Source organism: Streptomyces canus (assembly GCF_030816965.1).
Taxonomy (GTDB): domain Bacteria; phylum Actinomycetota; class Actinomycetes; order Streptomycetales; family Streptomycetaceae; genus Streptomyces; species Streptomyces canus_E.
Map to the genome: position 1 here is coordinate 7373021 of NZ_JAUSYQ010000002.1, position 25230 is coordinate 7398250.

A 25230-nucleotide genomic window follows, 5' to 3' on the forward strand; every position below is an offset into this window, starting at 1 on the left:
TCATAGTGTTTCGGTGGTCATAGCGTGAGGGAAACGCCCGGTTACATTCCGAACCCGGAAGCTAAGCCTTACAGCGCCGATGGTACTGCAGGGGGGACCCTGTGGGAGAGTAGGACACCGCCGAACAATTATTCAAAAGGGTTGGATCCTGAACTTCGGTTCGGGGTCCAACCCTTTTTTGTTGTGCGTCACTTGAAGTTCACGTTGCGCAACCACCATCCGAGGCATGAGTACTGCTGCAATGCTCAGGGCCGCCGGCGTCGGAGTCGGTGACGAGGTCGTCGTGCCGGCCTTCGGGAACGTCGAGGTCGCCGAGGCGGTGACACTCACGGGTGCGTTTCCGGTGTTCGCGGACATACATCCGGTCAGCTACTGCCTTGACGCCTCCGCTGTCGAAGCGGCGGTAACTCCGCGGACGGCGGCCGTCGTTGTCGTACACCGATTCGGGCGACCGGCCGACATGGCGCGGTTGCTCGGGCTCGGGCAGCGGCGCGGGCTGCTGGTGCTGCAGGAGGGCGAGTCCGAGGCGCCGTACGACGAGGTCGCTCAGCGTCGGGAGCGGGCCTGCTACCTCGACGGGAAGTTGCGCGGGGTGCGCACGCCCGATGGCGGAGACGGGCACACGTATCAGCAGTACGTGGTGCGGGTGCCCGGTAACGGGCGGCCGGACCGGGACGCGTTCGCTCGGGCCCTGCGGGGCAAGGGGGTTGACTGCCGGGTACCGGTGAAGACACCCGTGCACCGGTTGCCCGAGTTCCGGCGTTGTGTGTCGCTGCCGGAGACCGAGCGGGCGGCCGACGAGACGCTCGCGCTGCCGGTGGACGCTTCGCTGACCAAGCGGGACATGCAGCGGGTCGTGGCCGCGTGCAATGCGCTCGGGGGACTGCTTCAGCCTGCCTTCTGAGCGAGTTGGGAGCACGGGTCTGTTGGGGGTATGATCTATTCCGTTGCCGCGAGGGGAACCTCAAAAGCGACAGGCCCCTATAGCTCAGTCGGTAGAGCGTCTCCATGGTAAGGAGAAGGTCAACGGTTCGATTCCGTTTGGGGGCTCCAGTCAAAAGGCCCCGCCCATTCGGGCGGGGCCTTTTTCGTGCCTTTTCTCAGTCCGTGTGCAGGCCCGGAACGCGCATCGCCAGGATCGCCATGTCGTCGGACGGGGCGTCGGAGGCGAAGCGCTCGACTGCGCGCATAATGCGGGCCGCGACCGCTCCGGCCGTCAGGCCCGTGCAGGTGGTGAGGACATCGGCGAGGCCGTCATCGCCCAGCATGCGGGTGCCTTCGCGTCGCTCGGTGACGCCGTCCGTGACGCAGAGGAGGACATCGCCCGGGTCGAGCGTGACCGTCTGCTCGTAGAGCTCCAGGTCCTCCATGACGCCGAGAAGCGGCTGGGGTTCGGCGGCCGGTTCGACGGTGCCGTCCTGGCGCAGGCGGAGCGGGAGGGGGTGGCCGGCGCAGACGACCTTCAGGCGGGCGCTGCCGTCCTCCTGCGGCCATAGCTCGCCGTAGAGGAGGGTCAGGAAGCGACTGCGGGCGCCCTCGTCGAGGATCGCGGAGTTCAGGCGCTCCAGGACCGCCGGGCCGCTGAGGCCCTCGCGAGCGAGCAGCCTGAGGGCGTGCCGGGCGAGGCCCGTGACCGCCGCCGCGTTCGGGCCTGTACCGCAGACGTCGCCGATGGCGAACCCGTAGGCGCCGTCGCTGATGGGGAAGACGTCGTAGAAGTCGCCACCGACCTCGTTGCCCTCGCCGGCCGCGCGGTAGATGACCTCGACCTCCACGCCGTCGATCTCGGGAAGCTCGGGCGGCAGGAGGCTGCGCTGGAGGGACTGACTGATGGCGGTGCGCTCGGAGTAGAGGCGGGCGTTGTCCAGGGCGAGGGCGGCCCGGCGGGACAAGTCCTCGGCCAGTTCCAGGATTTCCTGGCGGAAGTGTTCGTCCGCGGGCTTGCCGAGGGTCAGCATGCCGATGACGCGGTTGCGGGCGACCAGCGGGAGGACGACGGTCTCGCCGCCCACCGCGGAGGCTGTGGCGAGCGTGGGACCGATTCCGGAGGCGATCTGGCGGGTGGGGCCGCCGCTGAGTCCGAGGCTGCGCATGGAGCTGCGCAGAGCCGCTTGGTGCGCTGCCTCACCGGGGGCCGACCAGACGCGGGCACCGGGGGTCGGGACCGGGTCCGGGGGTTGGATCTTCGACAGCAACGACTTGATGCCGTCGATGAGTTCCTCGTCCTCGTGGAGGACGTACGACAGATAGGGATCCGAGGCCTGGTCGGCGATCGTGTAGACGGCACACCAGGTGGCCAGGGTGGGGACGGTCATCTGGGCCATGAGGGCCAGGGTCTGGTCGCGGTCCAGGGTGCCGGCGAGGAGGTCGGAGGCCTCGACGAGGAAACTCAGGGAGCCGCGGCGCAGGCGTTCGAGTTCGCCCAGGCGGGCCGACTCGACCGCCAACGCGATGCGGTCGGCGGCGAATTGGAGGCGAAGGGCCTCTTCGTTCGAGTATCTGCCGGGGCCTTCGGCGGCCACGCCGAGGGAGCCGGTGAGGCGGCCCTCGACCTTCAGCGGGACCGTGACCACCGAGCGCATGCCGGTGCCGTTCAGGAGCGGTACGGCGCCGGGTACGGCGTGGAGGTCGTCGTGGACGGCCGGCATGCGGGCGGAGCCGTAGCGGCCGGGGCCCGCCTCGACGGGCACGCGCGCGAAGCGCTGGCGGGCGGAGGGCAGGCCGGTGGAGGCGCGGACCTCCAGCTCGGTCTCGTCGTCGGTCGCGAGGAGCAGGAAGGCGGAGTCGCCGTCGAGCATGTCGCGCGCGCGTTCGACAGTGCGCTGGAGGAGGCCGTCGAGGTCGTCCGGGGCCGGGGAGCCGATGAACACCTCGAAGGGATCGGTGCTCTGGCCGTCGGAGGAGGCGTTCGAGTCGGAGGCGGGCACGCGCAACGGGGTCTGCAGGACGGCGCGTTCGTGGTCGCGCACCAGGAGGCAGACCGTGGAGGGTTCGCCGCCGGTGTCGCGGACACGCAGGTGGGAGGCGTAGACAGAAGTGACGCGACCGTTGGCCGCCCTGATGCCGTAACTGCCCTCCCAGCGTGAGAGCTGGAGGGCCTCCGCGATTCCGGTGCTGGTGCCGGGGGTGTGCGGCCAGGCCGCGAGGTCGGTCAGGGGCTTGCCGATGACCTGTTCGGCGGCGTAACCGAAGAGTTCCTCGGCGTCCTCGTTCCACGAGCTGATGGCGCACGCACGGTCGATCTGGACGACGGCGACGCGGACGCGGCCGTCCGCCAGCGGGAGGAGGTCCGCGGGCAGGGACGGGCCTGCCGTGCGGGTGCCCACCGTGCGTTCGGGCAGATCGAGCTGGAACCAGACCTGCTTGTGGGTGGGCGTGTACTCGACGCCCCACCGGTCGGCGAGCGCGGCGCAGAGCTGGAGGCCGCGGCCGCCCTCGCGGTCGAGGTTGCCCATGTTGACGGCCTGACCCTGGAGGGGGATCTCGCGCTCGGGGTAGCGGTCGCCCACCTCGATCCGTACACCGTCGTCACTGCGCAGGCACAGAACATCCGCGGAGGTGCCCGCGTGCACCACGGCATTGGTGACGAGTTCGCTGGTGAGGACCACGGCGTCGTCGACGATGTCGGAGAAGCCCCATCCCTGGAGGGTGTCGCGGACGAAGGAGCGGGCGGTCGCTACCGATCGACCGACAGGCTCGAAGCTGGCGGCCGCGCGCGCGGTGATCACAGAACTCCTCGGCCGGTTGTCGACGTGCAGGGCTGCCTGGCCGACCGGCTCGTGCCGCTGCTGCGGCAGGCCGCCCGTCGGCCGGGGGTCCGGGGTCTGTCCCCCGGGGACCAGTCCGGTGGTCATGTGTGCGGCCGCCCTCCGATGCCCGCTTGTGCTCGTGCCACCGTCCAGGCCGGACGGACCGGCTCGGCTGGACAGCCGCATGCAAGGTTACTTACCTTCGACGGCCATGCGGATGCCGGTCTGCAGTGTTTCCGTCCGGAGGGTGTGCGGACGATGTGCGAAGCTGCCGAACTGTTATGGCCGGGTTCAACCAGGGTGAAACACTGGGCAGGCTCCTGAAGAAGATTCGGGCAGGCCGAGTGGCTTACGTGTACGGCGGGCAGCAGCCCGTGGTGCGGCTTTGTATGCCCGGTTGAAATAACGCTGTAGTAAGCAGAAGCACGCGGCAGCCACCGGTGCGCCGCGCAGTAGCACCTGAGCACAGCAGTAACGGTCGACCCCTGCGGGAGGGACACAGTGGAGTCTGGCGCAGCGACGCGGGGCACTAAAACGCGCGCGAAAGGCGGACAGTCCCCGAGCAACCAGCGCAAACCGCGCAATGGGACCACCGTGGTGGACACGGCCGCCCTGAACCGGCTGCTGGCGGCACTGGTGTCGATGCGGGACGGGAACTTCCGCAAGCGGCTCACGGTGTCCGGCGATGGCGTGATGTCGGAGATCGCGGCGGTCTTCAACGAGGTGGCCGACCGCAATCTCCATCTGACGGGTGAGCTGTCGCGGGTGCGGCGCATGGTGGGCCGAGAGGGCAAGCTCACGGAAAGGCTGGAAACGGGCGCCTGCGAGGGCTCCTGGGCGTCCGCCATCGATGCCTCCAACGCGCTCGTGGACGATCTCGTACGGCCCGTCTCCGAGGTCGGCCGGGTGCTGTCCGCGGTGGCGGAGGGTGATCTGTCACCCCGTATGGAACTCAGGACACAGGCACCGGACGGGACAGGGCATCCGCTGCGCGGGGAGTTCCTGAAGGTCGGGCGGACTGTAAACAACCTTGTCGATCAGTTGTCGACGTTCACCGACGAGGTCACGCGGGTGGCCAGCGAGGTCGGCACCGAGGGCAAGCTCGGCGGACAGGCACGCGTGCGTGGCATGTCGGGTTCGTGGAAGGACCTGACCGAGTCCGTCAACACGATGGCGTACCGGCTCACGGCCCAGGTGCGGGACATCGCGCTGGTGACCACGGCGGTCGCCAAGGGTGATCTGTCCCGGAAGGTCACGGTTCACGTGGCCGGCGAGATGTTGGAGCTGAAGAACACCGTCAACACGATGGTGGACCAGCTCTCCTCCTTCTCCTCCGAGGTGACCCGCGTCGCGCGCGAGGTGGGCGTCGAGGGCGAGCTCGGCGGCCAGGCGCAGGTACCGGGTGTGGCCGGGGTGTGGAAGGACCTCACCGATTCGGTGAACCTCATGGCCGGCAATCTGACGGCTCAGGTGCGCGGGATCGCCCAGGTGACCACGGCGGTCGCCAGCGGTGACCTGTCGCAGAAGGTGACGGTCTCCGCACGCGGAGAGGTCGCGCAGCTGGCCGACACCATCAACCAGATGACCGAGACGCTGCGGATCTTCGCGGACGAGGTCACCCGCGTGGCCAACGAGGTCGGTGCCGAGGGACAGCTCGGCGGGCAGGCGAACGTGCCGGGCGCGGCGGGAACGTGGAAGGACCTCACCGATTCGGTGAACACGGTCTTCCGGAACCTCACCACGCAGGTGCGGGACATCGCCGCGGTGACGACGGCGGTGGCCAACGGTGACCTGTCGCAGAAGGTCACCGTCGACGTGGCCGGCGAGATGCTGGAGCTCAAGAACACCGTCAACGGGATGGTGGACCAGCTGTCGGCGTTCGGTGCCGAGGTCACGCGTGTGGCGCGCGAGATCGGTGTCGAGGGTGAGCTGGGCGGCCAGGCGCAGGTGCCCGGAGCCGCCGGTACCTGGAAGGACCTCACCGACTCCGTCAACACGGCGTTCAGGAATCTCACCGGACAGGTGAGGAACATCGCCCAGGTGACCACGGCGGTGGCCAACGGTGACCTGTCGCAGAAGGTCACCGTGGACGTCTCCGGCGAGATGCTCCAGCTGAAGAACACCGTGAACACGATGGTGGACCAGCTGTCGGCCTTCGCCGACCAGGTGACGCGGATGGCCCGGGACGTGGGCACCGAGGGACGGCTGGGCGGTCAGGCCGTGGTGCCGGGGGTGTCCGGTACGTGGAAGGAGCTCACCGACTCCGTCAACTTCATGGGTGGCAACCTCACCTCTCAGGTGCGGCAGATCGCCCAGGTGACGACCGCGGTGGCCCGGGGTGACCTGTCGCAGAAGATCGACGTGGACGCGCGCGGCGAGATCCTGGAGCTGAAGAACACCATCAACACGATGGTGGACCAGCTCTCCGCCTTCGCCGACCAGGTGACGCGGGTGGCCCGTGAGGTGGGCACCGAAGGACGTCTCGGAGGCCAGGCGCAGGTGCCCGGCGTCGCCGGTGTGTGGCGCGACCTCACCGACTCCGTGAACGGAATGGCAGGAAACCTTACTGCCCAGGTGCGCAACATCGCCCAGGTGGCCACCGCGGTGGCCCGGGGTGACCTGTCGCAGAAGATCGACGTCGATGCGCGCGGCGAGATCCTGGAGCTGAAGAACACCCTCAACACGATGGTGGACCAGCTCTCCAGCTTCGCCGACCAGGTGACGCGGGTGGCCCGTGAGGTGGGCACCGAGGGCATCCTCGGCGGCCAGGCCGAGGTACAGGGTGTCTCCGGCACCTGGAAGGACCTCACGCAGTCCGTGAACTTCATGGCGAACAACCTGACGATCCAGGTGCGCAACATCGCCGAGGTCACCACTGCGGTGGCCAAGGGCGACCTCTCGAAGAAGATCACCGTCGACGCCAAGGGCGAGATCCTGGAACTCGTCACCACCGTCAACACGATGGTCGACCAGCTGTCGTCCTTCGCCGAGCAGGTGACCCGGGTGGCCCGTGAGGTGGGCACCGAGGGCCAGCTGGGCGGTCAGGCGCGGGTTCCGGGTGTCACGGGCATCTGGAAGGACCTCAGCGACAACGTGAACCTGATGGCCAACAACCTGACCATGCAGGTGCGCAATATCTCCCAGGTCGCGAACGCGGTCGCCAACGGCGACCTCACGCGGACGGTGACGATCGAGGCGCGCGGCGAGGTCGCGCAGCTCGCCGACACCTTCAACACCATGGTGAAGACGCTGAGTTCGTTCGCCGACCAGGTCACCAAGGTGGCCCGAGAGGTGGGCACGGACGGCATCCTGGGCGGCCAGGCGCGGGTGCCCGGTGTGGCCGGTACCTGGAAGGACCTCACCGAGTCCGTGAACCAGATGGCGTCCAACCTGACCGGTCAGGTGCGGAACATCGCCATGGTGACCACGGCCATCGCCAAGGGCGACCTGACGAAGAAGATCGACATCGACGCCCGCGGTGAGATCCTCGAACTCAAGACCACCATCAACACCATGGTCGACCAGCTGTCCTCCTTCGCCGAGGAGGTCACCCGAGTCGCCCGCGAGGTGGGTACCGAGGGTCAGCTCGGCGGCCAGGCACGCGTGCGTGACGTCGACGGCACCTGGCGCGACCTCACCGAGTCCGTGAACGAAATGGCAGGAAACCTTACCCGGCAGGTGCGAGCCATCGCGCGCGTGGCGACCGCGGTGACCCGAGGCGACCTGAACCTGAAGATCGACGTGGACGCGTCCGGCGAGATCCAGGAACTTCAGGACTACATCAACAAGATGATCGCCAACCTGCGCGACACCACGATCGCCAACAAGGAGCAGGACTGGCTCAAGGGCAACCTGGCCCGTATCTCGGCGCTCATGCAGGGCCGCCGGGACCTCGAGGACGTGGCCTCGCTGATCATGAGTGAGCTGACGCCGGTGGTGACCGCGCAGCACGGCGCGTTCTTCGTCGCAATGCCGCTCCTGGACGGCAAGGACATGAGCGCCGAGGCCGAGGACCAGTACGAGCTGCGGATGCTCGGGTCGTACGGCTACTCGATGGGCTCGATGCCGACGTCCTTCCGGCCGGGTGAGGCGCTCATCGGGACGGCCGCCGAGGAGAAACGCACGATCCTGGTGGAGAACGCGCCCAGCGGCTACCTGAAGATCTCCTCCGGTCTCGGAGAGGCGCCGCCCGCGCAAGTGATCGTCCTTCCGGTGCTGTTCGAGGGCAAGGTGCTCGGTGTCATCGAGCTGGCCTCCTTCACACCCTTTACGCAGATCCAGAAGGACTTCCTCAACCAGATCGCCGAGATGATCGCGACCAGCGTCAACACCATCTCCGTCAACACCAAGACGGAGGTACTGCTGAAGCAGTCCCAGGAGCTGACCGAGCAACTCAGGGAGCGCTCGGCCGAGTTGGAGAACCGGCAGAAAGCCCTCCAGGCGTCCAACGCCGAACTGGAGGAGAAGGCCGAGCTGCTGGCCCAGCAGAACCGCGACATCGAGGTCAAGAACACCGAGATCGAGGAGGCGCGGCAGGTCCTGGAGGAGCGTGCCGAACAGCTCGCCGTGTCCATGCGGTACAAGAGCGAGTTCCTGGCCAACATGTCGCACGAACTGCGTACACCGCTCAACTCGCTGTTGATCCTCGCCAAGCTGCTCGCCGACAACGCGGACTCCAACCTCACCCCGAAGCAGGTCGAGTTCGCCGAGACCATCCATGGGGCCGGCTCCGACCTGCTGCAGCTGATCAACGACATCCTCGACCTGTCGAAGGTCGAGGCGGGCAAGATGGACGTCTCCCCGACGCGCATCGCGCTCGTGCAGCTCGTGGACTATGTGGAGGCCACCTTCCGGCCGCTGACCGCGGAGAAGGGCCTGGACCTGTCCGTACGGGTCTCGCCCGAACTGCCCGCCACGCTGCACACCGATGAACAGAGGCTGCTCCAGGTGTTGCGCAACCTGCTGTCCAACGCGGTGAAGTTCACCGACTCCGGAGCCGTCGAGCTGGTCATCCGACCCGCAGGGCGGGACGTACCGGTGGCGATCCGGGAGCAGCTGCTCGAGGCCGGTTCGCTGCGCGACCCGGGCGCCGACCTGATCGCGTTCTCGGTGACCGACACCGGGATCGGCATTGCGGCCAGCAAGATGCGGGTGATCTTCGAGGCCTTCAAGCAGGCCGACGGCACGACCAGCCGCAAGTACGGCGGCACCGGTCTCGGGCTGTCGATCTCGCGGGAGATCGCGCAACTGCTCGGCGGCGAGATTTACGCGCAGAGTGAGCCCGGTCGCGGATCGACGTTCACGCTGTATTTGCCGCTGCACCCCAGCGAACTGCCGCCGCAGGGCTACCAGCAGTCCGTGCCCGCCCTGGAGGCCGGCGATCTGGTGGCGTCCACGTCGGAGCACGGGCGGACCGGGGTCGAGGTCGAGACGCCGGCCGAGGTGAAGTCGTACCAGGAGACACAGAACGGTGCCGCGGCGCTCTTCCGGCGCCGTCGCAGGACCGCGCCCGCCCTCGAACAGCGGATCGGACAGCCGGACCAGTGGTCGGCGGTGGAGCACCAGGCCGCGCCGCAGCCACGCCGGGGCATCCGGTTCGGCGGCGAGAAGGTGCTGATCGTCGACGACGACATCCGCAACGTCTTCGCGCTCACCAGCGTCCTCGAGCAGCACGGACTGTCCGTGCTCTACGCGGAGAACGGCCGTGAGGGTATCGAGGTGCTGGAGCAGCACGAGGACGTGGCGGTCGTCCTGATGGACATCATGATGCCCGAGATGGACGGGTACGCGACGACCAATGCGATCCGCCGGATGCCGCAGTTCGCCGGGCTCCCGATCATCGCGCTGACCGCCAAGGCGATGAAGGGCGACCGCGAGAAGGCGATCGAGTCGGGCGCCTCCGACTACGTGACCAAGCCGGTCGATCCCGATCATCTGCTGTCGGTGATGGAACAGTGGATGCGGGGGGAGTGATGGGAATCAGCGAAGGGCACGCGGAGTTGCTGACTGAGTGTGCCCGACGCCGTGTAGAAGTACGGGATTCGGGGAACCTTCTGGTCTCCCGCTACGTTTCTGCTATGAGCACAGTGACATCACGGTGACAGGGTGTGGCGACAGACAGGGTGCGGCTACGATGACCGGCACAAGGACGGGCGGCGAAAGGGAGTCGTCCCCAGCGGCGGCGCCCGGTGCACATCCGGGGCGAGGAGGGCGGGCCATGGTGCAGAAGGCCAAGATCCTCCTGGTCGATGACCGGCCGGAGAATCTGCTCGCGCTGGAGGCCATCCTCTCCGCGCTCGATCAGACACTGGTGCGGGCATCGTCCGGGGAGGAAGCACTCAAGGCACTGCTCACGGACGACTTCGCGGTGATTCTGCTGGACGTCCAGATGCCGGGCATGGACGGTTTCGAGACCGCGGCGCACATCAAACGGCGGGAGCGGACCCGGGACATCCCGATCATCTTCCTCACCGCGATCAACCACGGTCCGCACCACACGTTCCGGGGGTACGCGGCCGGGGCGGTGGACTACATCTCCAAGCCGTTCGATCCGTGGGTGCTGCGTGCGAAGGTCTCGGTCTTCGTCGAGCTTTATATGAAGAACTGCCAGCTGCGCGAGCAGGCGGCGCTGCTTCGGCTCCAGTTGGAGGGCGGCGGAGGCAAGGCGGCGGCAGGGGACGCGAAGGAGCCGGCGGGTCTGCTCGCCGAGTTGTCCGCGCGTCTGGCCGCGGTCGAGGAGCAGGCCGAGGCGCTCTCCAAGCAACTGGACGACGAGTCCGCGGACGCGGCCGCGGTGGCCACCGCGGCCCATCTCGAACGCAAACTCACGGGGTTGCGGCGGGCGCTGGACGCGCTGGAGCCGGGCACCGGGAGTTCGCCGTCGGTGCCTTCGCAGAGCTGACGCTCGCAGCCGCATCCCTTGAGCCCGCGTCAGTTCGGCACCTCTCCAGGAGCGACACGAACGGGTGAAGCGGTGGACACACGTGTCCGCGGTCGTCTCCACCGGTAACCTCGCACCTATGGCCTCACGTCCCTCCGCAGCCAAGAAGCAGCCCGCCAAGAAGGCTGCCGCTCCCGCGAAGGGTCCGGCGAGGAAGGCTGCGGCGAAGAAAGCACCGGCAAAAAAGGCGCCCGCCAAGAAGGCCGCGGCGAAGAAGGCCGCGCCGCCGAAGCCGGCGCCCAGCCCCACCGGGGGGGTCTACCGTCTCGTCCGGGCCGTCTGGCTCGGCCTGGCCCATGCCGTGGGCGCGGTGTTCCGCGGGATAGGGCAGGGCGCGAAGAACCTCGACCCCGCGCACCGGAAGGACGGCGTGGCGCTCCTGCTGCTCGGTCTCGGCCTGATCGTCGCCGCCGGTACCTGGTCGAACCTCCGCGGTCCGGTGGGCGACCTCGTCGAGATCATCGTGACCGGCGCCTTCGGCCGGCTCGACCTGCTCGTGCCGATACTGCTCGCGGTCATCGCCGTGCGGTTCATCCGGCACCCCGAGAAGCCCGAGGCCAACGGCCGCATCGTGATCGGCCTGTCGGCGCTCGTCATCGGCGTGCTCGGCCAGGTCCACATCGCCTGCGGCGCGCCCGCCCGCAGCGACGGCATGCAGGCGATAAGGGACGCGGGCGGCCTCATCGGCTGGGGAGCGGCCACCCCGCTGACGTACACCATGGGCGAGGTTCTCGCCGTGCCGCTGCTCGTGCTGCTGACGGTCTTCGGGCTGCTCGTCGTCACGGCCACCCCGGTCAACGCCATCCCGCGGCGGCTGCGGGAGCTCGGTGTGCGGCTCGGGATCCTCCCCGACCCGGCGGAGGACGAGCTCGGCGAGGACGACGAGCGCTACGACGAGCAGTGGCGCGAGGCACTGCCCGCGCGCGGCCGCAGGCGTGGTCCAGCGCCCGAGTCGTACGACCCCGACGGAGCGGAGCAGGAGGCCCTCTCGCAGCGTCGTGGGCGCCCCAGGCGCTCCGCGGTGCCGCAGCCCGCGATGGACCGGCGGATGGACGCCGTGGACATCGCCGCGGCCGCCGCCGCGGATCTGGACGGCGTCGTCATGCATGGCCTGCCGCCCTCGGCGCTGGTCGCCGACCTCACCCAGGGCGTCAGCGTGGGCGACCGGGTGGAGACGACACCGGTACCCACCTCCGTCCCGGCCGCGCGGCCCAAGCAGGACGCGCGGCCGAAGCAGGAGAAGCTCAAGGTCGAGGTCGCCGACCTCACCAAGCCCGCTCCCGAGGCCCCCGGCGAACTGCCCTCGCGCGCGGAGCAGCTCCAGCTGTCCGGCGACATCACCTACGCGCTGCCCTCGCTCGACCTCCTGGAGCGCGGCGGCCCCGGCAAGGCGCGCAGCGCGGCCAACGACGCCATAGTCGCCTCGCTGACGACCGTCTTCACGGAGTTCAAGGTCGACGCCGCCGTCACCGGCTTCACGCGCGGGCCGACGGTCACGCGCTACGAGGTCGAGCTCGGCCCCGCCGTGAAGGTCGAGCGGATCACCGCTCTGGCCAAGAACATCGCGTACGCCGTCGCCAGCCCGGATGTGCGGATCATCAGCCCGATTCCCGGCAAGTCGGCGGTCGGCATCGAGATCCCGAACACCGACCGCGAGATGGTCAACCTCGGTGATGTGCTGCGGCTCGCGGCGGCCGCCGAGGACGAGCACCCCATGCTGGTCGCGCTCGGCAAGGACGTCGAGGGTGGCTATGTCATGGCCAACCTGGCGAAGATGCCGCATGTGCTGGTCGCCGGAGCCACCGGTTCCGGTAAGTCGTCGTGCATTAACTGCTTGATCACTTCCATCATGGTCCGCGCGACCCCGGAGGACGTGCGCATGGTCCTCGTCGACCCCAAACGCGTGGAGCTGACGGCCTATGAGGGCATCCCGCACCTGATCACGCCGATCATCACCAACCCGAAGCGGGCCGCCGAAGCGCTCCAGTGGGTCGTACGGGAGATGGACCTTCGCTACGACGACCTGGCGGCGTACGGCTTCCGGCACATCGACGACTTCAACGAAGCCATCAGGAACGGCAAGGTCAAGTTGCCCGAGGGCAGCGAGCGCGAGCTCCAGCCCTACCCGTATCTGCTGGTGATCGTCGACGAGCTCGCCGACCTGATGATGGTCGCCCCGCGGGACGTCGAGGACGCGATCGTGCGGATCACGCAGCTCGCACGCGCGGCCGGCATCCACCTGGTGCTCGCCACGCAGCGGCCGTCGGTGGACGTCGTCACCGGTCTGATCAAGGCGAACGTGCCTTCACGACTCGCCTTCGCCACCTCCTCGCTCGCCGACTCGCGGGTCATCCTCGACCAGCCCGGCGCCGAGAAGCTGATCGGGAAGGGTGACGGGCTCTTCCTGCCGATGGGGGCCAACAAGCCCACCCGTATGCAGGGCGCCTTCGTGACCGAGGACGAGGTCGCGGCGATCGTCCAGCACTGCAAGGACCAGATGGCGCCGGTCTTCCGGGACGACGTCGTCGTGGGCACCAAGCAGAAGAAGGAGATCGACGAGGAGATCGGCGACGACCTCGACCTGCTGTGCCAGGCGGCCGAGCTGGTCGTCTCCACACAGTTCGGGTCGACCTCCATGCTCCAGCGCAAGCTGCGGGTCGGGTTCGCGAAAGCGGGGCGTCTGATGGACCTCATGGAGTCCCGGGGCATCGTCGGGCCGAGCGAGGGATCCAAGGCTCGTGACGTTCTTGTGAAGGCTGACGAACTGGACGGAGTGCTCGCGGTGATCCGCGGGGAGGCTTAAAGGGAGTTCCGGAGCGGGTGCGGCCACCGATGTTCGATTGTGACTCACCCGTAAGGGATCATTGAGCAACCGTTTCCCTTCGATGGACGTCAAGTTGAGGGAAGCGAAAAGCTCCTGCTCCACCATCGGCGTGCCCGGCCATACCGATGGCGTACAAAGTCCCACCGCCCGGTTGCCCCACCCTTTCGCACCCCCCCTAGACTGAACCTCCAGCACAGGTGGCTTAAACGCTCGAAAGGCGCCCCCGTGTCCATCGGCAACTCCCCTGAAGACGAGCGTCCGTTCGAAGACGACCGACAGGAAGACCGCCTCTCCGTCGGCCACGCCCTGAAACAGGCGCGGATCGCGGCCGGGTTGACCGTCGACGACGTCAGCAACGCCACCAGGGTCCGCATCGCCATCGTGCATGCCATCGAGGCGGACGATTTCGCCCCCTGCGGGGGTGATGTGTACGCCCGGGGCCACATCCGGACCCTGGCCAAAGCCGTCCACCTGGATCCGGCCCCGCTGCTGGACCAGTTCGCCGCCGATCACGGCGGCGGGCGTCCGGCCCCGACCCCGGCCGCTCCGCTGTTCGAGGCGGAACGCATCCGTCCCGAGCGCCGCGGGCCCAACTGGACCGCGGCCATGGTCGCCGCGATCGTCGCCGTGGTCGGCTTCGTGGGGTTCACCGCGTTCAAGGGCGGCGACGACGGCGGGACGACACAGGTCGCCGACGGCACCACGTCCGCCACCAGCAAGTCTCCGACGCCCAAGTCCGACAAGACCACCAAGGACCCGAAGCCGACGCCCACGCCGACCGACAGCGCCATCGCGGCGGCACCCCAGGACAAGGTGACCGTTCAGGTCAGCGCTGCCGACGGAAAGAGCTGGATCCTCGCCAAGGACCACAATGGCCGGACCCTCTTCGACGGACTGCTCAAGCAGGGCGACACGAAGACCTTCCAGGACAGCGACAAGATCAACCTCGTCCTCGGTGACGCCGGGGCGATCCAGCTGTACGTGAACGGCAAGAAGATCGACGACGACTGGCAGCCCGGGGCCGTGGAGCGCCTGACGTACACGAAGGGCGACCCGCAGGTCGGATAGTGATCCGTTCGCTTTGCCGTCACGGGGTTGGCCAAGATCGGCCAACCCCGTCGACGTGGGGTGTCAGTGGGACGAAGTAGTCTTGAGCCCATGCCTGAACGCCGTACCGTCGCACTCGTCACTCTTGGCTGCGCCCGCAACGAGGTGGACTCGGAGGAGCTCGCAGGCCGTTTGGAGGCGGACGGCTGGGATCTCGTGAAGGACGCCGCCGACGCGGACGTCGCCGTCGTCAACACCTGCGGCTTCGTCGAAGCCGCCAAGAAGGACTCCGTCGACGCCCTCCTCGAGGCCAACGATCTCAAGGGGCACGGCAGAACCCAGGCCGTCGTGGCGGTGGGCTGCATGGCCGAGCGGTACGGCAAGGACCTCGCCGAGGCGCTGCCGGAGGCGGACGGGGTGCTCGGCTTCGACGACTACGCCGACATCTCCGACCGGCTGCAGACGATCCTCAGCGGCGGCATCCACGCCGCGCACACCCCGCGTGACCGGCGCAAGCTGCTGCCGATCAGCCCGGCCCAGCGGCAGGAGTCGGCGGCCTCCGTCGCGCTGCCCGGGCACGGGCCGGCCGCGGAAGCCCCCGAGGCGGCTCCCGCCGACCTCCCGGAGGGGCTCGCTCCGGCTTCCGGCCCCCGTGCGCCCCTGCGCCGCCGTCTGGACGGCGCCCCGGTGGCCTCGGTGAAGCTCGCCTCCGGCTGCGACCGGCGCTGCTCCTTCTGCGCCATCCCGTCCTTCCGCGGCTCCTTCATCTCGCGTCGCCCCTCGGACGTCCTCAACGAGACGCGCTGGCTGGCCGAGCAGGGGGTCAAGGAGATCATGCTGGTCTCCGAGAACAACACCTCGTACGGCAAGGACCTCGGCGACATCCGTCTCCTCGAGTCGCTCCTGCCCGAGCTCGCCGAGGTCGACGGCCTGGAACGCGTACGTGTCAGCTACCTCCAGCCCGCCGAGATGCGGCCGGGCCTGATCGACGTGCTGACGTCCACGCCCAAGGTGGTGCCCTACTTCGACCTGTCCTTCCAGCACTCCGCCCCCGACGTGCTGCGCGCGATGCGCCGCTTCGGCGACACCGACCGCTTCCTGGAGCTGCTCGACACCATCCGCGGCAAGGCCCCCGAGGCCGGTGTGCGCTCCAACTTCATCGTGGGCTTCCCGGGTGAGACCGAGGCCCACCTGGCGGAGCTGGAGCGGTTCCTGACCGGCGCGCGACTGGACGCCATCGGCGTCTTCGGGTACTCCGACGAGGAGGGCACCGAAGCGGCGACGTACGAGAACAAGCTGGACGAGGACGTCGTCGCCGAGCGGCTGGCACGTGTCTCCCGGCTTGCCGAAGAACTCGTCTCGCAGCGCGCCGAGGAGCGCGTCGGCGAGACCGTGCACGTGCTGGTCGAGTCCGTCGACGACGAGGGCGTGTACGGCCGAGGCGCGCACCAGGCGCCGGAGACCGACGGCCAGGTGCTGCTCACGAGCGGCGAAGGGCTGAGCGTCGGTCGTATGGTCGAGGCGAAGGTGGTCGGTACGGAAGGTGTCGACCTGGTGGCCGAGCCGCTCGACGGCTCGCTCGCGTGTAGTGAGGAGGCGGGCAGATGACCGGAGTTCCGGCGTCCGCTGCGGGTGGCCCCTCCGCCGCGAAGGGCGGACCGGCGGGCCGTGTCTCGGGTGCCGCCTCCGGTGTGGCTCCCAGCGCTTCGTCGGACGCGGTCTCCGGTACGGCTGCCGAGGTACGCGCCAGTGCCGTCCCCGCGGCGGGTGTCGTTGCCGGCGTGGCTTCCGGTGCAGGCGTCGATTCCGGTTCGAAGACCGCGCGCGGTGGGAAGATCGCGGCCGCGGCGGTCAACCAGGCCAGCGTCTGGAACGTCGCCAATCTGCTGACCATGCTCCGGCTGGTCCTCGTGCCGGGCTTCGTCGCCCTGATGCTGGCCGACGGCGGGTACGACCCGGCGTGGCGCTCGTTCGCCTGGGCGGCCTTCGCGATCGCCATGATCACCGACCTGTTCGACGGACACCTGGCGCGCGCCTACAACCTCGTCACGGACTTCGGGAAGATCGCCGACCCCATCGCCGACAAGGCGATCATGGGGGCGGCGCTGATCTGTCTCTCCGGGCTCGGCGACCTGCCGTGGTGGGTCACGATCGTCATCCTCGGCAGGGAACTCGGGATCACCCTGCTGCGTTTCCTCGTCATCCGGTACGGCGTGATCCCGGCGAGCCGTGGCGGCAAGCTCAAGACCCTCAGCCAGGGCATCGCCGTAGGGATGTACATCCTGGCACTCACGGGGTGGCTGGCCACGGCGCGGTTCTGGGTGATGGCTGTGGCGGTCGTGCTGACCGTTGTGACCGGGCTCGACTATGTGAGACAGGCCATTGTTCTGCGCAGGCAGGGAATCGCCGAGCGCAAGGCGGCGTTGGAGGAGACGGAAGCGTGAATTCCCCGGCCGCCCAAGTGGTGCGACTACTCACCGTGAAGGGTCAGACGCTCGCGGTCGCCGAGTCGCTCACCGGCGGACTGGTTGCGGCGGAAATCACAGCGGCCCCCGGGGCGTCCCAGGCGTTCAGGGGGTCGGTGACCGCCTATGCCACCGAACTGAAGCATGAGCTGTTGGGTGTCGACGCCACCCTGCTGTCCCAGCGAGGCGCAGTGGATCCGCAGGTCGCGGCCCAGATGGCGGCCGGAGTGCGCAAGGCACTCGGCGCCGACTGGGGCATCGCGACCACCGGAGTCGCGGGCCCGGAACCGCAGGACGGCAAGCCCGTCGGAACGGTTTTCGTGGCCGTCGACGGGCCCACCGCGGGCGCTTCCGACGCAGCGGGTGGCGGGAAAGTGACCGCGCTGCGGTTGAACGGCGACCGCGCGGAAATTCGTATGGAGAGTGTACGGAGCGTACTCGCACTGCTCCTGGAGGAGCTTGCGGGCGAACAGACCGGGAATGAGCGGGCACAGGATACGGAACGGAACGGGGGGTTTTGATGTTTGCAGCCCTGAGTGAACACGACATCGCTCCCCGCACGGCCGCGGCGCAAGGCGGTACGGTGGGGCGTGAAGGATGCGGCTACGCGGTCCGAGGAGGGAGCCACCGATGATTCTGCTCCGTCGCCTGCTGGGTGACGTGCTGCGTCGGCAGCGCCAACGCCAGGGCCGTACTCTGCGCGAAGTCTCCTCGTCCGCCCGAGTCTCACTCGGCTATCTCTCCGAGGTGGAGCGGGGGCAGAAGGAGGCTTCCTCCGAGCTGCTGTCCGCGATCTGCGACGCGCTGGACGTACGGATGTCCGAACTCATGCGGGAAGTGAGCGACGAGCTCGCCCTCGCCGAGCTGGCCCAGTCCGCTGCGGCCACGCCCAGCGCGCCGGTACCGGCAGCGGTGCGCCCGATGCTGGGTTCCGTCTCGGTTAAGGGTGTGCCACCGGAACGGGTGACCATCAAGGCGCCCAGCGAAGCGGTGGACGTCGTAGCGGCGTGATGCTCACGCTTGGTGTGCCATGAGCTGACGGCACGCCGAGAGGAAGTCTGCGAGGCCCCGGACGGGCCTCTCCAGCGGGACTGGAGAGGCGCCGGTCGGGGTTTTCGTGCATGTTGGAGCGACGGCCGCTTCGGTGCGTCCGTGTGCCCTTGGTGCGCCCTCCCTGTGGGTGCGGCGGCGGTCTAGCGTCCGGGCTGGAGGTGGCTGCATGTCGGGGCCGACGGTACGCCGGGGGGTGACTCTCGGACTCGGGGCGCTGTGGTGGTGGGCCGTGGCGCGGCTGGTGCTGACGCCGGACGCCGGGGGGCTCGAAGGGGCGATCGCGGCGGGTGGGTGGGGCCTGAGCCTGCTGCCGGTGCACTGTGTGCCGAAGGGGCGGGCCGCGGGAGCCGTGGGCGCCGGGCGATGGCGTCAGGCGTGGCGGGCGGGGAGACCAGTGGGGGCCGGGCACCCCGGTGGGGCGGGTGCGGCTACCACGGCATCGCCACCCCGCCGTTCGGGCGGATGATCTGGCCCGTCGTGAAGGACGACGCGTCGGAGGCCAGGTAGAGCACGGCGTGGGCGATGTCCTCCGGTTCACCGACGCGTCTGAGCGGTGACATGCGGGACATGAGTGCCTCGGTGTGCGCCTGTGCTTCCTCGTCGTGGCGGTCGGTCATGGGAGTGCGGATCCAGCCGGGCGCGACCGCGTTGACCCGGATGCCGTAGCGGCCGACCTCGGTGGCCAGGGTCTTCGTGAGCTGTACCACGGCTGCTTTGGCCGCGCCGTAGCAGAGCAGCCCGGGTCCGCCCGTGTCCACGGCGCCGGAGGCCATCGTGACGATGCTGCCTCTCGTCTCCCGGTCAAGCATCAGGCGGGTCGCCTCCTGGCAGGCGTGGAGCACGCCCTTGAAGTTGACGTTCAGGACGCGGTCGAGGTCTTCGTCCCTGGTCTCCAGGACCGGGCTGCTGTGCATGATTCCGGCGACCGCGGCCAGCACGTCGAGGCGCTCGCAGGAGGTGATGGCCTGGTGGAGCTGTTCGCGGTCGGTGACGTCGAAGGGATGGGTGCGGGCGGTGCCGCCCCCGTCCTTGATCAGGGTCGCCGTCTCGTGCAGCCCCGACGCGTCGAGGTCGGCGCAGTGCACGGTGGCGCCCGCCTCGGCGAGCAGGACGGCGGTTGCACGGCCGATGCCACTCGCGGCGCCGGTGACGAATGCGGTGCGTCCGGTGAGGTCGTACGCGCTGACGGCCATGGAGCGACGGTACGAGCGTTTCTGACGGAGCGTCAATTGGTCGTACGGCGTGAGGTTCTGGGGTGTGTTCCGCTCGGTGTCCTGCGGTGGGGGCTCGGGGCGGGGCCGGTCTGGCAGTTCGGGCACCAATATGTGGGACGTTCGCGGGAGCCGTCGCCCTGGTCGGCGACGCGGATGGGGGTGTGGCAGCGGAGGCAGGGTCGGGGTGCGCGGCCGTAGACGAACAGGTCCTGGCCGCGGCGGCCGGTCGTGCTGCGGACCGGGCGGTCGCGGTTGGCCTCCAGGAGCTTCTTGGCGAGCGCGGGGAGTTGAGCGGCGCGGTCCGCGGGGAGGGCGCCGATGGGGAGCCAGGGGGTGGCGCCGAGCAGGAAGCAGAGTTCGCTCTTGTAGACGTTGCCGATGCCGGCGAGATTGCGCTGGTCGAGGAGGGCTTCGCCGAGGGGGCGGACGGGGTCCTGGAGAAGGTTCGCCAGCGCCGCCTCGGGGTTCCAGTCCGGGCCCAGGAGGTCGGGGCCGAGGTGGCCGACGGCTTTGTGCTCGTCTGTGGTGCGCAGGAGTTCCAGGACGGGGAGGCGGTAGCCGACGGCTGTGCGGTCGGCGTTGGCAAGGATCGCGCGGATCTGGTGGGTGGGGCCGCCGGTCCAGCGCTGGTTTTCTGCGTACACCTTCCAGGAGCCGTCCATGCGGAGGTGGGAGTGGAGGGTCAGGCCGCCCTCGATGCGGGTGAGGAGATGCTTGCCGCGTGGGGTGACGTCGAGGACTCGGCGGCCTGTGAGGTCGGCTGTGGCGTATTTCGGCACCCTCAGGTCGCTGCGGGTCAGCACCTTGTCCGCGAGGGCGCTGTGCAGGCGTCTCGCGGACTGCCAGACCGTGTCTCCTTCGGGCATGGGTCAAGGGTGGCATGAGGGAGGGGGCATGGGAGGGTGCGGGCGGCTCCTGTGGGGCGTGCTCGGCGGCGGGGGCGGGGCGGGTGGCCCTGGCCCGGCGGCCGGAGGCGGCCTCATGCGCGCAGGCGTAGGCCGCGAGGGGTGGCGATGAAGCCCGCTGTTTCCAGGAGGGCGCCCAGGGGGGAGGTCAGGGCCGAGGTGCCGTTGATGCGTTCCACCGTGACCGTGCCGAGGGAACCGGCCTTGGCGGCCGCGGCGAGGGACTCCGCGGCTGTGTGCAGGCGGGGGTCGTCGGTGGGGGCGGTGTCGGGGGTGGAGGGCCAGGCCAGGAGGGTCTTGCCGCCGCGCTCCATATAGAGAGTGAGCTCGCCGTCCACGAGGACCACGATGGAGCCCGCCTTGCGGCCCGGCTTGTGGCCGGCCTCGGTCGGGGGGTCGGGCCAGGGCAGGGCGGCGCCGTAGGCGTTGGCGGGGTCGGCGGCGGCGAGGACCACGGCTCGGGAGGCGTCGGATGCGTTGTTCCTGCGACTGCCGAAGCCGGAACCGTATCCGGGGGTGGCTTGCCAGTGCTGGAGGGTGGGCTGGGGTGGGTAGTCGCGCGGTGAGATGTACTCGTCGCGGGAAGTTGGGTACGGGGAACCTGAAGCGACGGGGCCTGCCTCGGGCCCGGGGCCGTCGGGGTCGTCGAAGGCGCGGGTCCAGTCCCAGTCCTCGGTCGCGGGGTCGCCTTGCGCGGGGCCGTGGGGTGCCTCGGGTACCGAGCCGGAACCCCAGAGGTCGGGAGTGCCGCTGGCCGGCACCGGCTCCCCGCGGTCGCGGGCGTTGGACACCGCGCGGAGACGGTCGACCGCGCCGTCCATGGCGAACTGGGCGGCGCCGAGGCCCTCCACGACGTAGCCGCGGCGGGCCTGGCCGCTGTCCTCGAAGGCGGAGAGGATGCGGTACGTCGCCGAGAAGCCGCCCTCCACGCCTTCCGCCGAGACGGCTCCCCGGGTGACCACTCCATGCCGGTCGAGGAGAGTGCGGGCCAGGGCGTGGGCGCGCACGGTCGGATCGGCCTCGCGTGGCGGGAGCAGGGACCAGCGGCCGGCGACGGTCGGCGGGCCGGTGCGGGAGGCGGGGCGGGCCGCGGCCGTGAGGGAGCCGTAGCGGCCGCGGGGGATCGTGCGTTTGGCGCGGTGGGCGGTGGAGCCGGCGGTGCGGCCGGAGCCGAGGAGGGAGCGCATGGGGGTGAGGGTGTCGTTGGTGAGCCGCCCGGACCAGGCCAGGTCCCATAGGGCGTCGGCCAGTTGGGGGTCGGTGGCGTCGGGGTGGGTGGTAGCGCGCACCTGGTCGGCGATCTGGCGGAAGAACAGGCCGTAGCCGCCGGTGAGGGCGTCCAGGACGGACTGGTGCAGGGCCGTCAGCTCCAGGGGGTGGGGCGGTGGCAACAGGAGGGGGGCCGCGTCCGCCAGGTACAGGGAGACCCAGCCGTCCTTTCCGGGCAGGGCGCCCGTTCCGGCCCACACGATCTCTCCGGCGGCGGTGAGTTCGTCGAGCATGGCCGGGGTGTAGTTCGTGACGCGTGACGGCAGGACGAGCTTCTCCAGGGCGGACGCGGGCACGGACGCGCCCTGCAACTGCTCGACGGCACGCACCAGTCCGTCGATGCCGCGCAGGGAATGGCCCTTGCCGATGTGCTGCCACTGCGGCAGGAACTGGGCGAGGGCCGGTGGCGGCACCGGTTCGAGTTCGTGGCGCAGGGCCGCCAGGGAGCGGCGGCGAAGGCGGCGGAGCACCGTGGCGTCGCACCACTCCTGGCCGATGCCCGCCGGGTGGAACTCGCCCTGTACGACCCGTCCGCTCGCGGCCAGGCCCTGCAGAGCGCCCTCGGTGACCGCCGTGCCCAGCCCGAAGCGGGCGGCGACCGTCGCCGAGGTGAAGGGGCCGTGGGTGCGGGCATAGCGCGCGAGGAGGTCACCGAGAGGGTCCTTGACCGGCTCGGTGAAGGCCTCCGGGACGCCGACCGGCAGCGCGGTGCCGAGGGCGTCGCGCAGGCGGCCCGCGTCCTCGATCGCCGCCCAGTGGTCGGCGCCGGCGACACGAACCTTGATCGCGCGGCGGGATCCGGCGAGGTCCTGTGCCCACTGCGGCTCGGCGCCCCGCTCGGCCAGCTCGGCGTCCGTGAGCGGGCCGAGGACGCGCAGGATGTCCGCGACGCCCTCGGCGTCCTTCACCCGGCGGTCCTCGGCGAGCCACTGGAGCTCCCGCTCCAGCTCGGTCAGCACCTCGGCGTCGAGCAGCTCGCGCAGCTCCGCCTGGCCGAGCAGCTCGGCCAGCAGACGGGAGTCCAGCGACAGGGCCGCCGCGCGGCGCTCGGCGAGCGGCGAGTCTCCTTCGTAGAGGAACTGGGCGACGTAGCCGAACAGGAGGGAGCGGGCGAAGGGGGAGGGCTCGGGAGTGGTGACTTCGACCAGGCGGACCCTGCGGGACTCCAGGTCGCCCATCAGCTCGACGAGCCCGGGGACGTCGAAGACGTCCTGGAGGCATTCGCGAACCGCCTCCAGGACGATGGGGAACGAACCGAACTCGCTCGCCACCTGGAGCAGTTGGGAGGCCCGCTGGCGTTGTTGCCACAAGGGGGTGCGCTTGCCGGGGTTGCGGCGCGGCAGCAGGAGCGCGCGGGCGGCGCACTCGCGGAAGCGGGAGGCGAACAGAGCCGAGCCGCCGACCTGGTCGGTGACGACCTGGTCGACCTCGCCCTTGTCGAAGACGACATCCGCGGCGCCCACCGGAGCCTGGTCGGCGTCGTACTCCGTGCCGCTCCTGTTGGGGTCCCGGTCGAGGAGGTCCAGGCTCATCAGGTCGGCGTCGGGCAGCCGTAGGACGATGCCGTCGTCGGCGTGCATGACCTGGGCGTCCATGCCGTAGCGCTCGGAGAGCTTGGCGCCGAGGGCGAGGGCCCAGGGGGCGTGGACCTGGGCGCCGAAGGGGGAGTGGACGACGACCCGCCAGTCACCGAGTTCGTCGCGGAAACGCTCCACGACGATGGTGCGGTCGTCCGGGACGTGGCCGCAGGCCTCGCGCTGCTCGTCCAGGTAGGACAGGACGTTGTCCGCCGCCCACGTGTCCAGGCCCGCGGCGAGGAGGCGCAGGCGGGCGTCCTCCTTGGACAGGGAGCCGACCTCGCGGAGGAACGCGCCCACCGCGCGGCCCAGTTCGAGGGGGCGGCCCAGCTGGTCGCCCTTCCAGAACGGGAGCCTGCCGGGGACGCCGGGGGCGGGGGAGACCAGGACGCGGTCGCGCGTGATGTCCTCGATGCGCCAGGAGCTGGTACCGAGCGTGAAGACGTCACCGACGCGCGACTCGTAGACCATCTCCTCGTCGAGTTCGCCGACCCTTCCGCCGCCCTTCTTGGGGTCGGAGCCGGCCAGGAAGACGCCGAAGAGGCCACGGTCGGGAATGGTGCCGCCGGAGGTGACGGCGAGGCGCTGGGCACCGGGACGGCCGGTGATGGTGCCGGCGATGCGGTCCCAGACCACGCGCGGGCGCAGTTCGGCGAAGGCGTCGGAGGGGTAGCGGCCGGCGAGCATGTCGAGGACCGCGGTGAAGGCGGACTCGGGGAGGGAGGCGAACGGGGCCGCCCTTCGAACCGTGGCGAGGAGGTCGTCGAGCTGCCAGGTGTCCATCGCGGTCATCGCGACGATTTGCTGGGCGAGGACGTCCAAAGGGTTGGCGGGGACCTTGAGGGACTCGATGGAGCCGGTGCGCATGCGTTCCGTGACGACCGCTGCCTGGACCAGGTCGCCTCGGTACTTCGGGAAGACCACGCCGGTGGAGATCGCGCCGACCTGGTGGCCGGCGCGGCCGACGCGTTGCAGGCCGGAGGCCACGGACGGAGGTGACTCGACCTGGATGACGAGGTCCACCGCGCCCATGTCGATGCCGAGTTCGAGGCTGGAGGTGGCCACCACGGCGGGGAGGCGGCCCGCTTTGAGGTCCTCCTCGACCAGGGCGCGCTGTTCCTTGGAGACCGAGCCGTGATGGGCGCGGGCGATGACCTGGGGAGCGCCCTGGGCCGCGCCTGAACCACCCATGAGTTCGGCCGGGGCGTGGTGTTCGTCCAGGGGCTCGCCGGTGGCGCGCTCGTAGGCGATCTCGTTGAGGCGGTTGCAGAGGCGTTCCGCGAGACGGCGGGAGTTCGCGAAGACGATCGTGGAGCGGTGGGACTGGACGAGGTCGGTGATGCGCTCTTCCACGTGGGGCCAGATGGAGGGACGTTCCGCGCCTTCGTTGCCCTCGGCGACCGGGGATCCGCCGAGTTCGCCGAGGTCTTCCACCGGGACCACGACCGAGAGGTCGAACTCCTTGCCGGACTTCGGCTGAACGATCTCCACCTTGCGCTGGGGGGAGAGGTAGCGGGCGATCTCGTCCACCGGGCGGACCGTGGCGGAGAGGCCGATGCGGCGGGCCGGCTTCGGGAGGAGTTCGTCCAGGCGCTCCAGGGAGAGGGCCAGGTGTGCCCCGCGCTTGGTGCCGGCCACGGCGTGGACCTCGTCGAGGATCACTGTCTCGATGCCGGTGAGTGCGTCACGGGTCGCCGACGTCAGCATCAGGAACAGGGATTCCGGGGTGGTGATCAGGATGTCCGGGGGGCGGGTGGAGAGGGCTCGGCGCTCGGCTGCGGGGGTGTCGCCGGAGCGGATGCCGACCTTGACCTCGGGCTCGGGGAGGCCGAGGCGGACGGATTCCTGGCGGATGCCGGTGAGGGGGCTGCGGAGGTTGCGCTCCACGTCGACGGCGAGCGCCTTGAGGGGGGAGACGTACAGGACTCGGCAGCGCTTCCTGGGGTCTGCGGGTGGGGATGTGGAGGCCAGCTGGTCCAGGGCGGCGAGGAAGGCGGCCAGGGTCTTGCCGGAGCCGGTGGGGGCGACGACGAGTACGTCCGAGCCCTCTGCGATGGCCTGCCATGCTCCGGCCTGGGCGGTGGTGGGCGCGTCGAACGCACCCGTGAACCAGCCGCGGGTGGCGGGCGAGAAGCCGTTCAGGGCTCGGTGTGCTGGGCTGACCATGCGTCCATCCTGCACCCGGGG

At 69.7% G+C, this 25230-nt stretch carries 13 protein-coding genes, 1 tRNA gene and 1 rRNA gene; 11 read left to right on the forward strand and 4 right to left on the reverse strand.

Going from position 1 to position 25230, the window contains the following annotated elements; all coding sequences use genetic code 11:
* The first annotated feature begins 9 nt into the window (after positions 1–9).
* The 3 genes from rrf (at position 10) to QF027_RS34990 (ending at position 1053) form a co-directional block, all read left to right on the forward strand.
* Positions 10–126: ribosomal RNA gene (gene rrf / locus QF027_RS34980) — 5S ribosomal RNA — on the forward strand.
* Positions 127–241: 115 nt separating this feature from the next.
* Positions 242–904, forward strand: coding sequence for a DegT/DnrJ/EryC1/StrS family aminotransferase (locus QF027_RS34985; protein WP_307082604.1), 663 nt, complete (start codon positions 242–244; stop codon positions 902–904).
* A 73-nt stretch (positions 905–977) separates the two neighbouring features.
* A tRNA-Thr gene (locus QF027_RS34990) sits at positions 978–1053 on the forward strand.
* Positions 1054–1100: 47 nt separating this feature from the next.
* Here QF027_RS34990 and QF027_RS34995 read toward each other — a convergent pair.
* Complete coding sequence (locus QF027_RS34995) at positions 1101–3854, reverse strand: SpoIIE family protein phosphatase (RefSeq protein ID WP_306975588.1); 2754 nt, start codon at positions 3852–3854, stop codon at positions 1101–1103.
* 396 nt (positions 3855–4250) lie between these two features.
* Here QF027_RS34995 and QF027_RS35000 point away from each other — a divergent pair, with 396 nt between their 5' ends.
* The 8 genes from QF027_RS35000 (at position 4251) to QF027_RS35035 (ending at position 18036) form a co-directional block, all read left to right on the forward strand.
* Entirely contained in the window at positions 4251–9722 is a 5472-nt protein-coding gene (locus QF027_RS35000; RefSeq protein WP_306975586.1) for a HAMP domain-containing protein, read from the forward strand.
* A gap of 244 nt (positions 9723–9966) precedes the next feature.
* Entirely contained in the window at positions 9967–10650 is a 684-nt protein-coding gene (locus QF027_RS35005) for a response regulator (protein WP_306975584.1), read from the forward strand.
* A gap of 118 nt (positions 10651–10768) precedes the next feature.
* The gene (locus QF027_RS35010; RefSeq protein ID WP_307079125.1) at positions 10769–13492 is read left to right on the forward strand and encodes a DNA translocase FtsK; all 2724 of its coding nucleotides are present in this window, start codon (positions 10769–10771) and stop codon (positions 13490–13492) included.
* 246 nt (positions 13493–13738) lie between these two features.
* A complete protein-coding gene (locus QF027_RS35015; protein ID WP_306975580.1) occupies positions 13739–14581 on the forward strand; it encodes a helix-turn-helix domain-containing protein in 843 nt (280 codons plus the stop codon).
* A 90-nt stretch (positions 14582–14671) separates the two neighbouring features.
* A complete protein-coding gene (gene rimO / locus QF027_RS35020; protein WP_307079127.1) occupies positions 14672–16168 on the forward strand; it encodes a 30S ribosomal protein S12 methylthiotransferase RimO in 1497 nt (498 codons plus the stop codon).
* A complete protein-coding gene (pgsA, locus tag QF027_RS35025) occupies positions 16165–17004 on the forward strand; it encodes a CDP-diacylglycerol--glycerol-3-phosphate 3-phosphatidyltransferase (RefSeq protein ID WP_307079130.1) in 840 nt (279 codons plus the stop codon). The genes rimO and pgsA overlap by 4 nt, the downstream gene beginning before the upstream one ends.
* Complete coding sequence (locus QF027_RS35030) at positions 17001–17546, forward strand: CinA family protein (RefSeq protein ID WP_306975573.1); 546 nt, start codon at positions 17001–17003, stop codon at positions 17544–17546. The genes pgsA and QF027_RS35030 overlap by 4 nt, the downstream gene beginning before the upstream one ends.
* Before the next feature lie 109 nt (positions 17547–17655).
* Positions 17656–18036 carry a helix-turn-helix domain-containing protein gene (locus QF027_RS35035; RefSeq protein WP_266558798.1) on the forward strand — a complete coding sequence of 127 codons (381 nt, stop codon included), beginning with the start codon at positions 17656–17658 and terminating at the stop codon, positions 18034–18036.
* Between the two features lie 470 nt (positions 18037–18506).
* Here QF027_RS35035 and QF027_RS35045 read toward each other — a convergent pair whose 3' ends face one another.
* The 3 genes from QF027_RS35045 to QF027_RS35055 form a co-directional block, all read right to left on the reverse strand.
* Positions 18507–19271, reverse strand: coding sequence for an SDR family NAD(P)-dependent oxidoreductase (locus tag QF027_RS35045; protein ID WP_307079134.1), 765 nt, complete (start codon positions 19269–19271; stop codon positions 18507–18509).
* Positions 19272–19303: 32 nt separating this feature from the next.
* On the reverse strand, positions 19304–20158 hold the full coding sequence (locus tag QF027_RS35050) for an Fpg/Nei family DNA glycosylase (RefSeq protein ID WP_306975565.1): 855 nt from the start codon (positions 20156–20158) through the stop codon (positions 19304–19306).
* Positions 20159–20271: 113 nt separating this feature from the next.
* Positions 20272–25209 (reverse strand): ATP-dependent helicase, encoded by a 4938-nt coding sequence (locus QF027_RS35055; RefSeq protein WP_307079136.1) that lies wholly within the window; start codon positions 25207–25209, stop codon positions 20272–20274.
* Positions 25210–25230: the final 21 nt, after the last annotated feature.

Coding starts and splice junctions, on each gene's coding strand:
- QF027_RS35010 (WP_307079125.1), top strand. CDS start 10,769: ATGGCCTCACGTCCCTCCGCAGCCAAGAAGCAGCCCGCCAAGAAGGCT.
- QF027_RS35035 (WP_266558798.1), top strand. CDS start 17,656: ATGATTCTGCTCCGTCGCCTGCTGGGTGACGTGCTGCGTCGGCAGCGC.
- QF027_RS35050 (WP_306975565.1), bottom strand. CDS start 20,158: ATGCCCGAAGGAGACACGGTCTGGCAGTCCGCGAGACGCCTGCACAGC.
- QF027_RS34985 (WP_307082604.1), top strand. CDS start 242: ATGCTCAGGGCCGCCGGCGTCGGAGTCGGTGACGAGGTCGTCGTGCCG.
- pgsA (WP_307079130.1), top strand. CDS start 16,165: ATGACCGGAGTTCCGGCGTCCGCTGCGGGTGGCCCCTCCGCCGCGAAG.
- rimO (WP_307079127.1), top strand. CDS start 14,672: ATGCCTGAACGCCGTACCGTCGCACTCGTCACTCTTGGCTGCGCCCGC.
- QF027_RS35005 (WP_306975584.1), top strand. CDS start 9,967: ATGGTGCAGAAGGCCAAGATCCTCCTGGTCGATGACCGGCCGGAGAAT.
- QF027_RS34995 (WP_306975588.1), bottom strand. CDS start 3,854: ATGACCACCGGACTGGTCCCCGGGGGACAGACCCCGGACCCCCGGCCG.
- QF027_RS35045 (WP_307079134.1), bottom strand. CDS start 19,271: ATGGCCGTCAGCGCGTACGACCTCACCGGACGCACCGCATTCGTCACC.
- QF027_RS35055 (WP_307079136.1), bottom strand. CDS start 25,209: ATGGTCAGCCCAGCACACCGAGCCCTGAACGGCTTCTCGCCCGCCACC.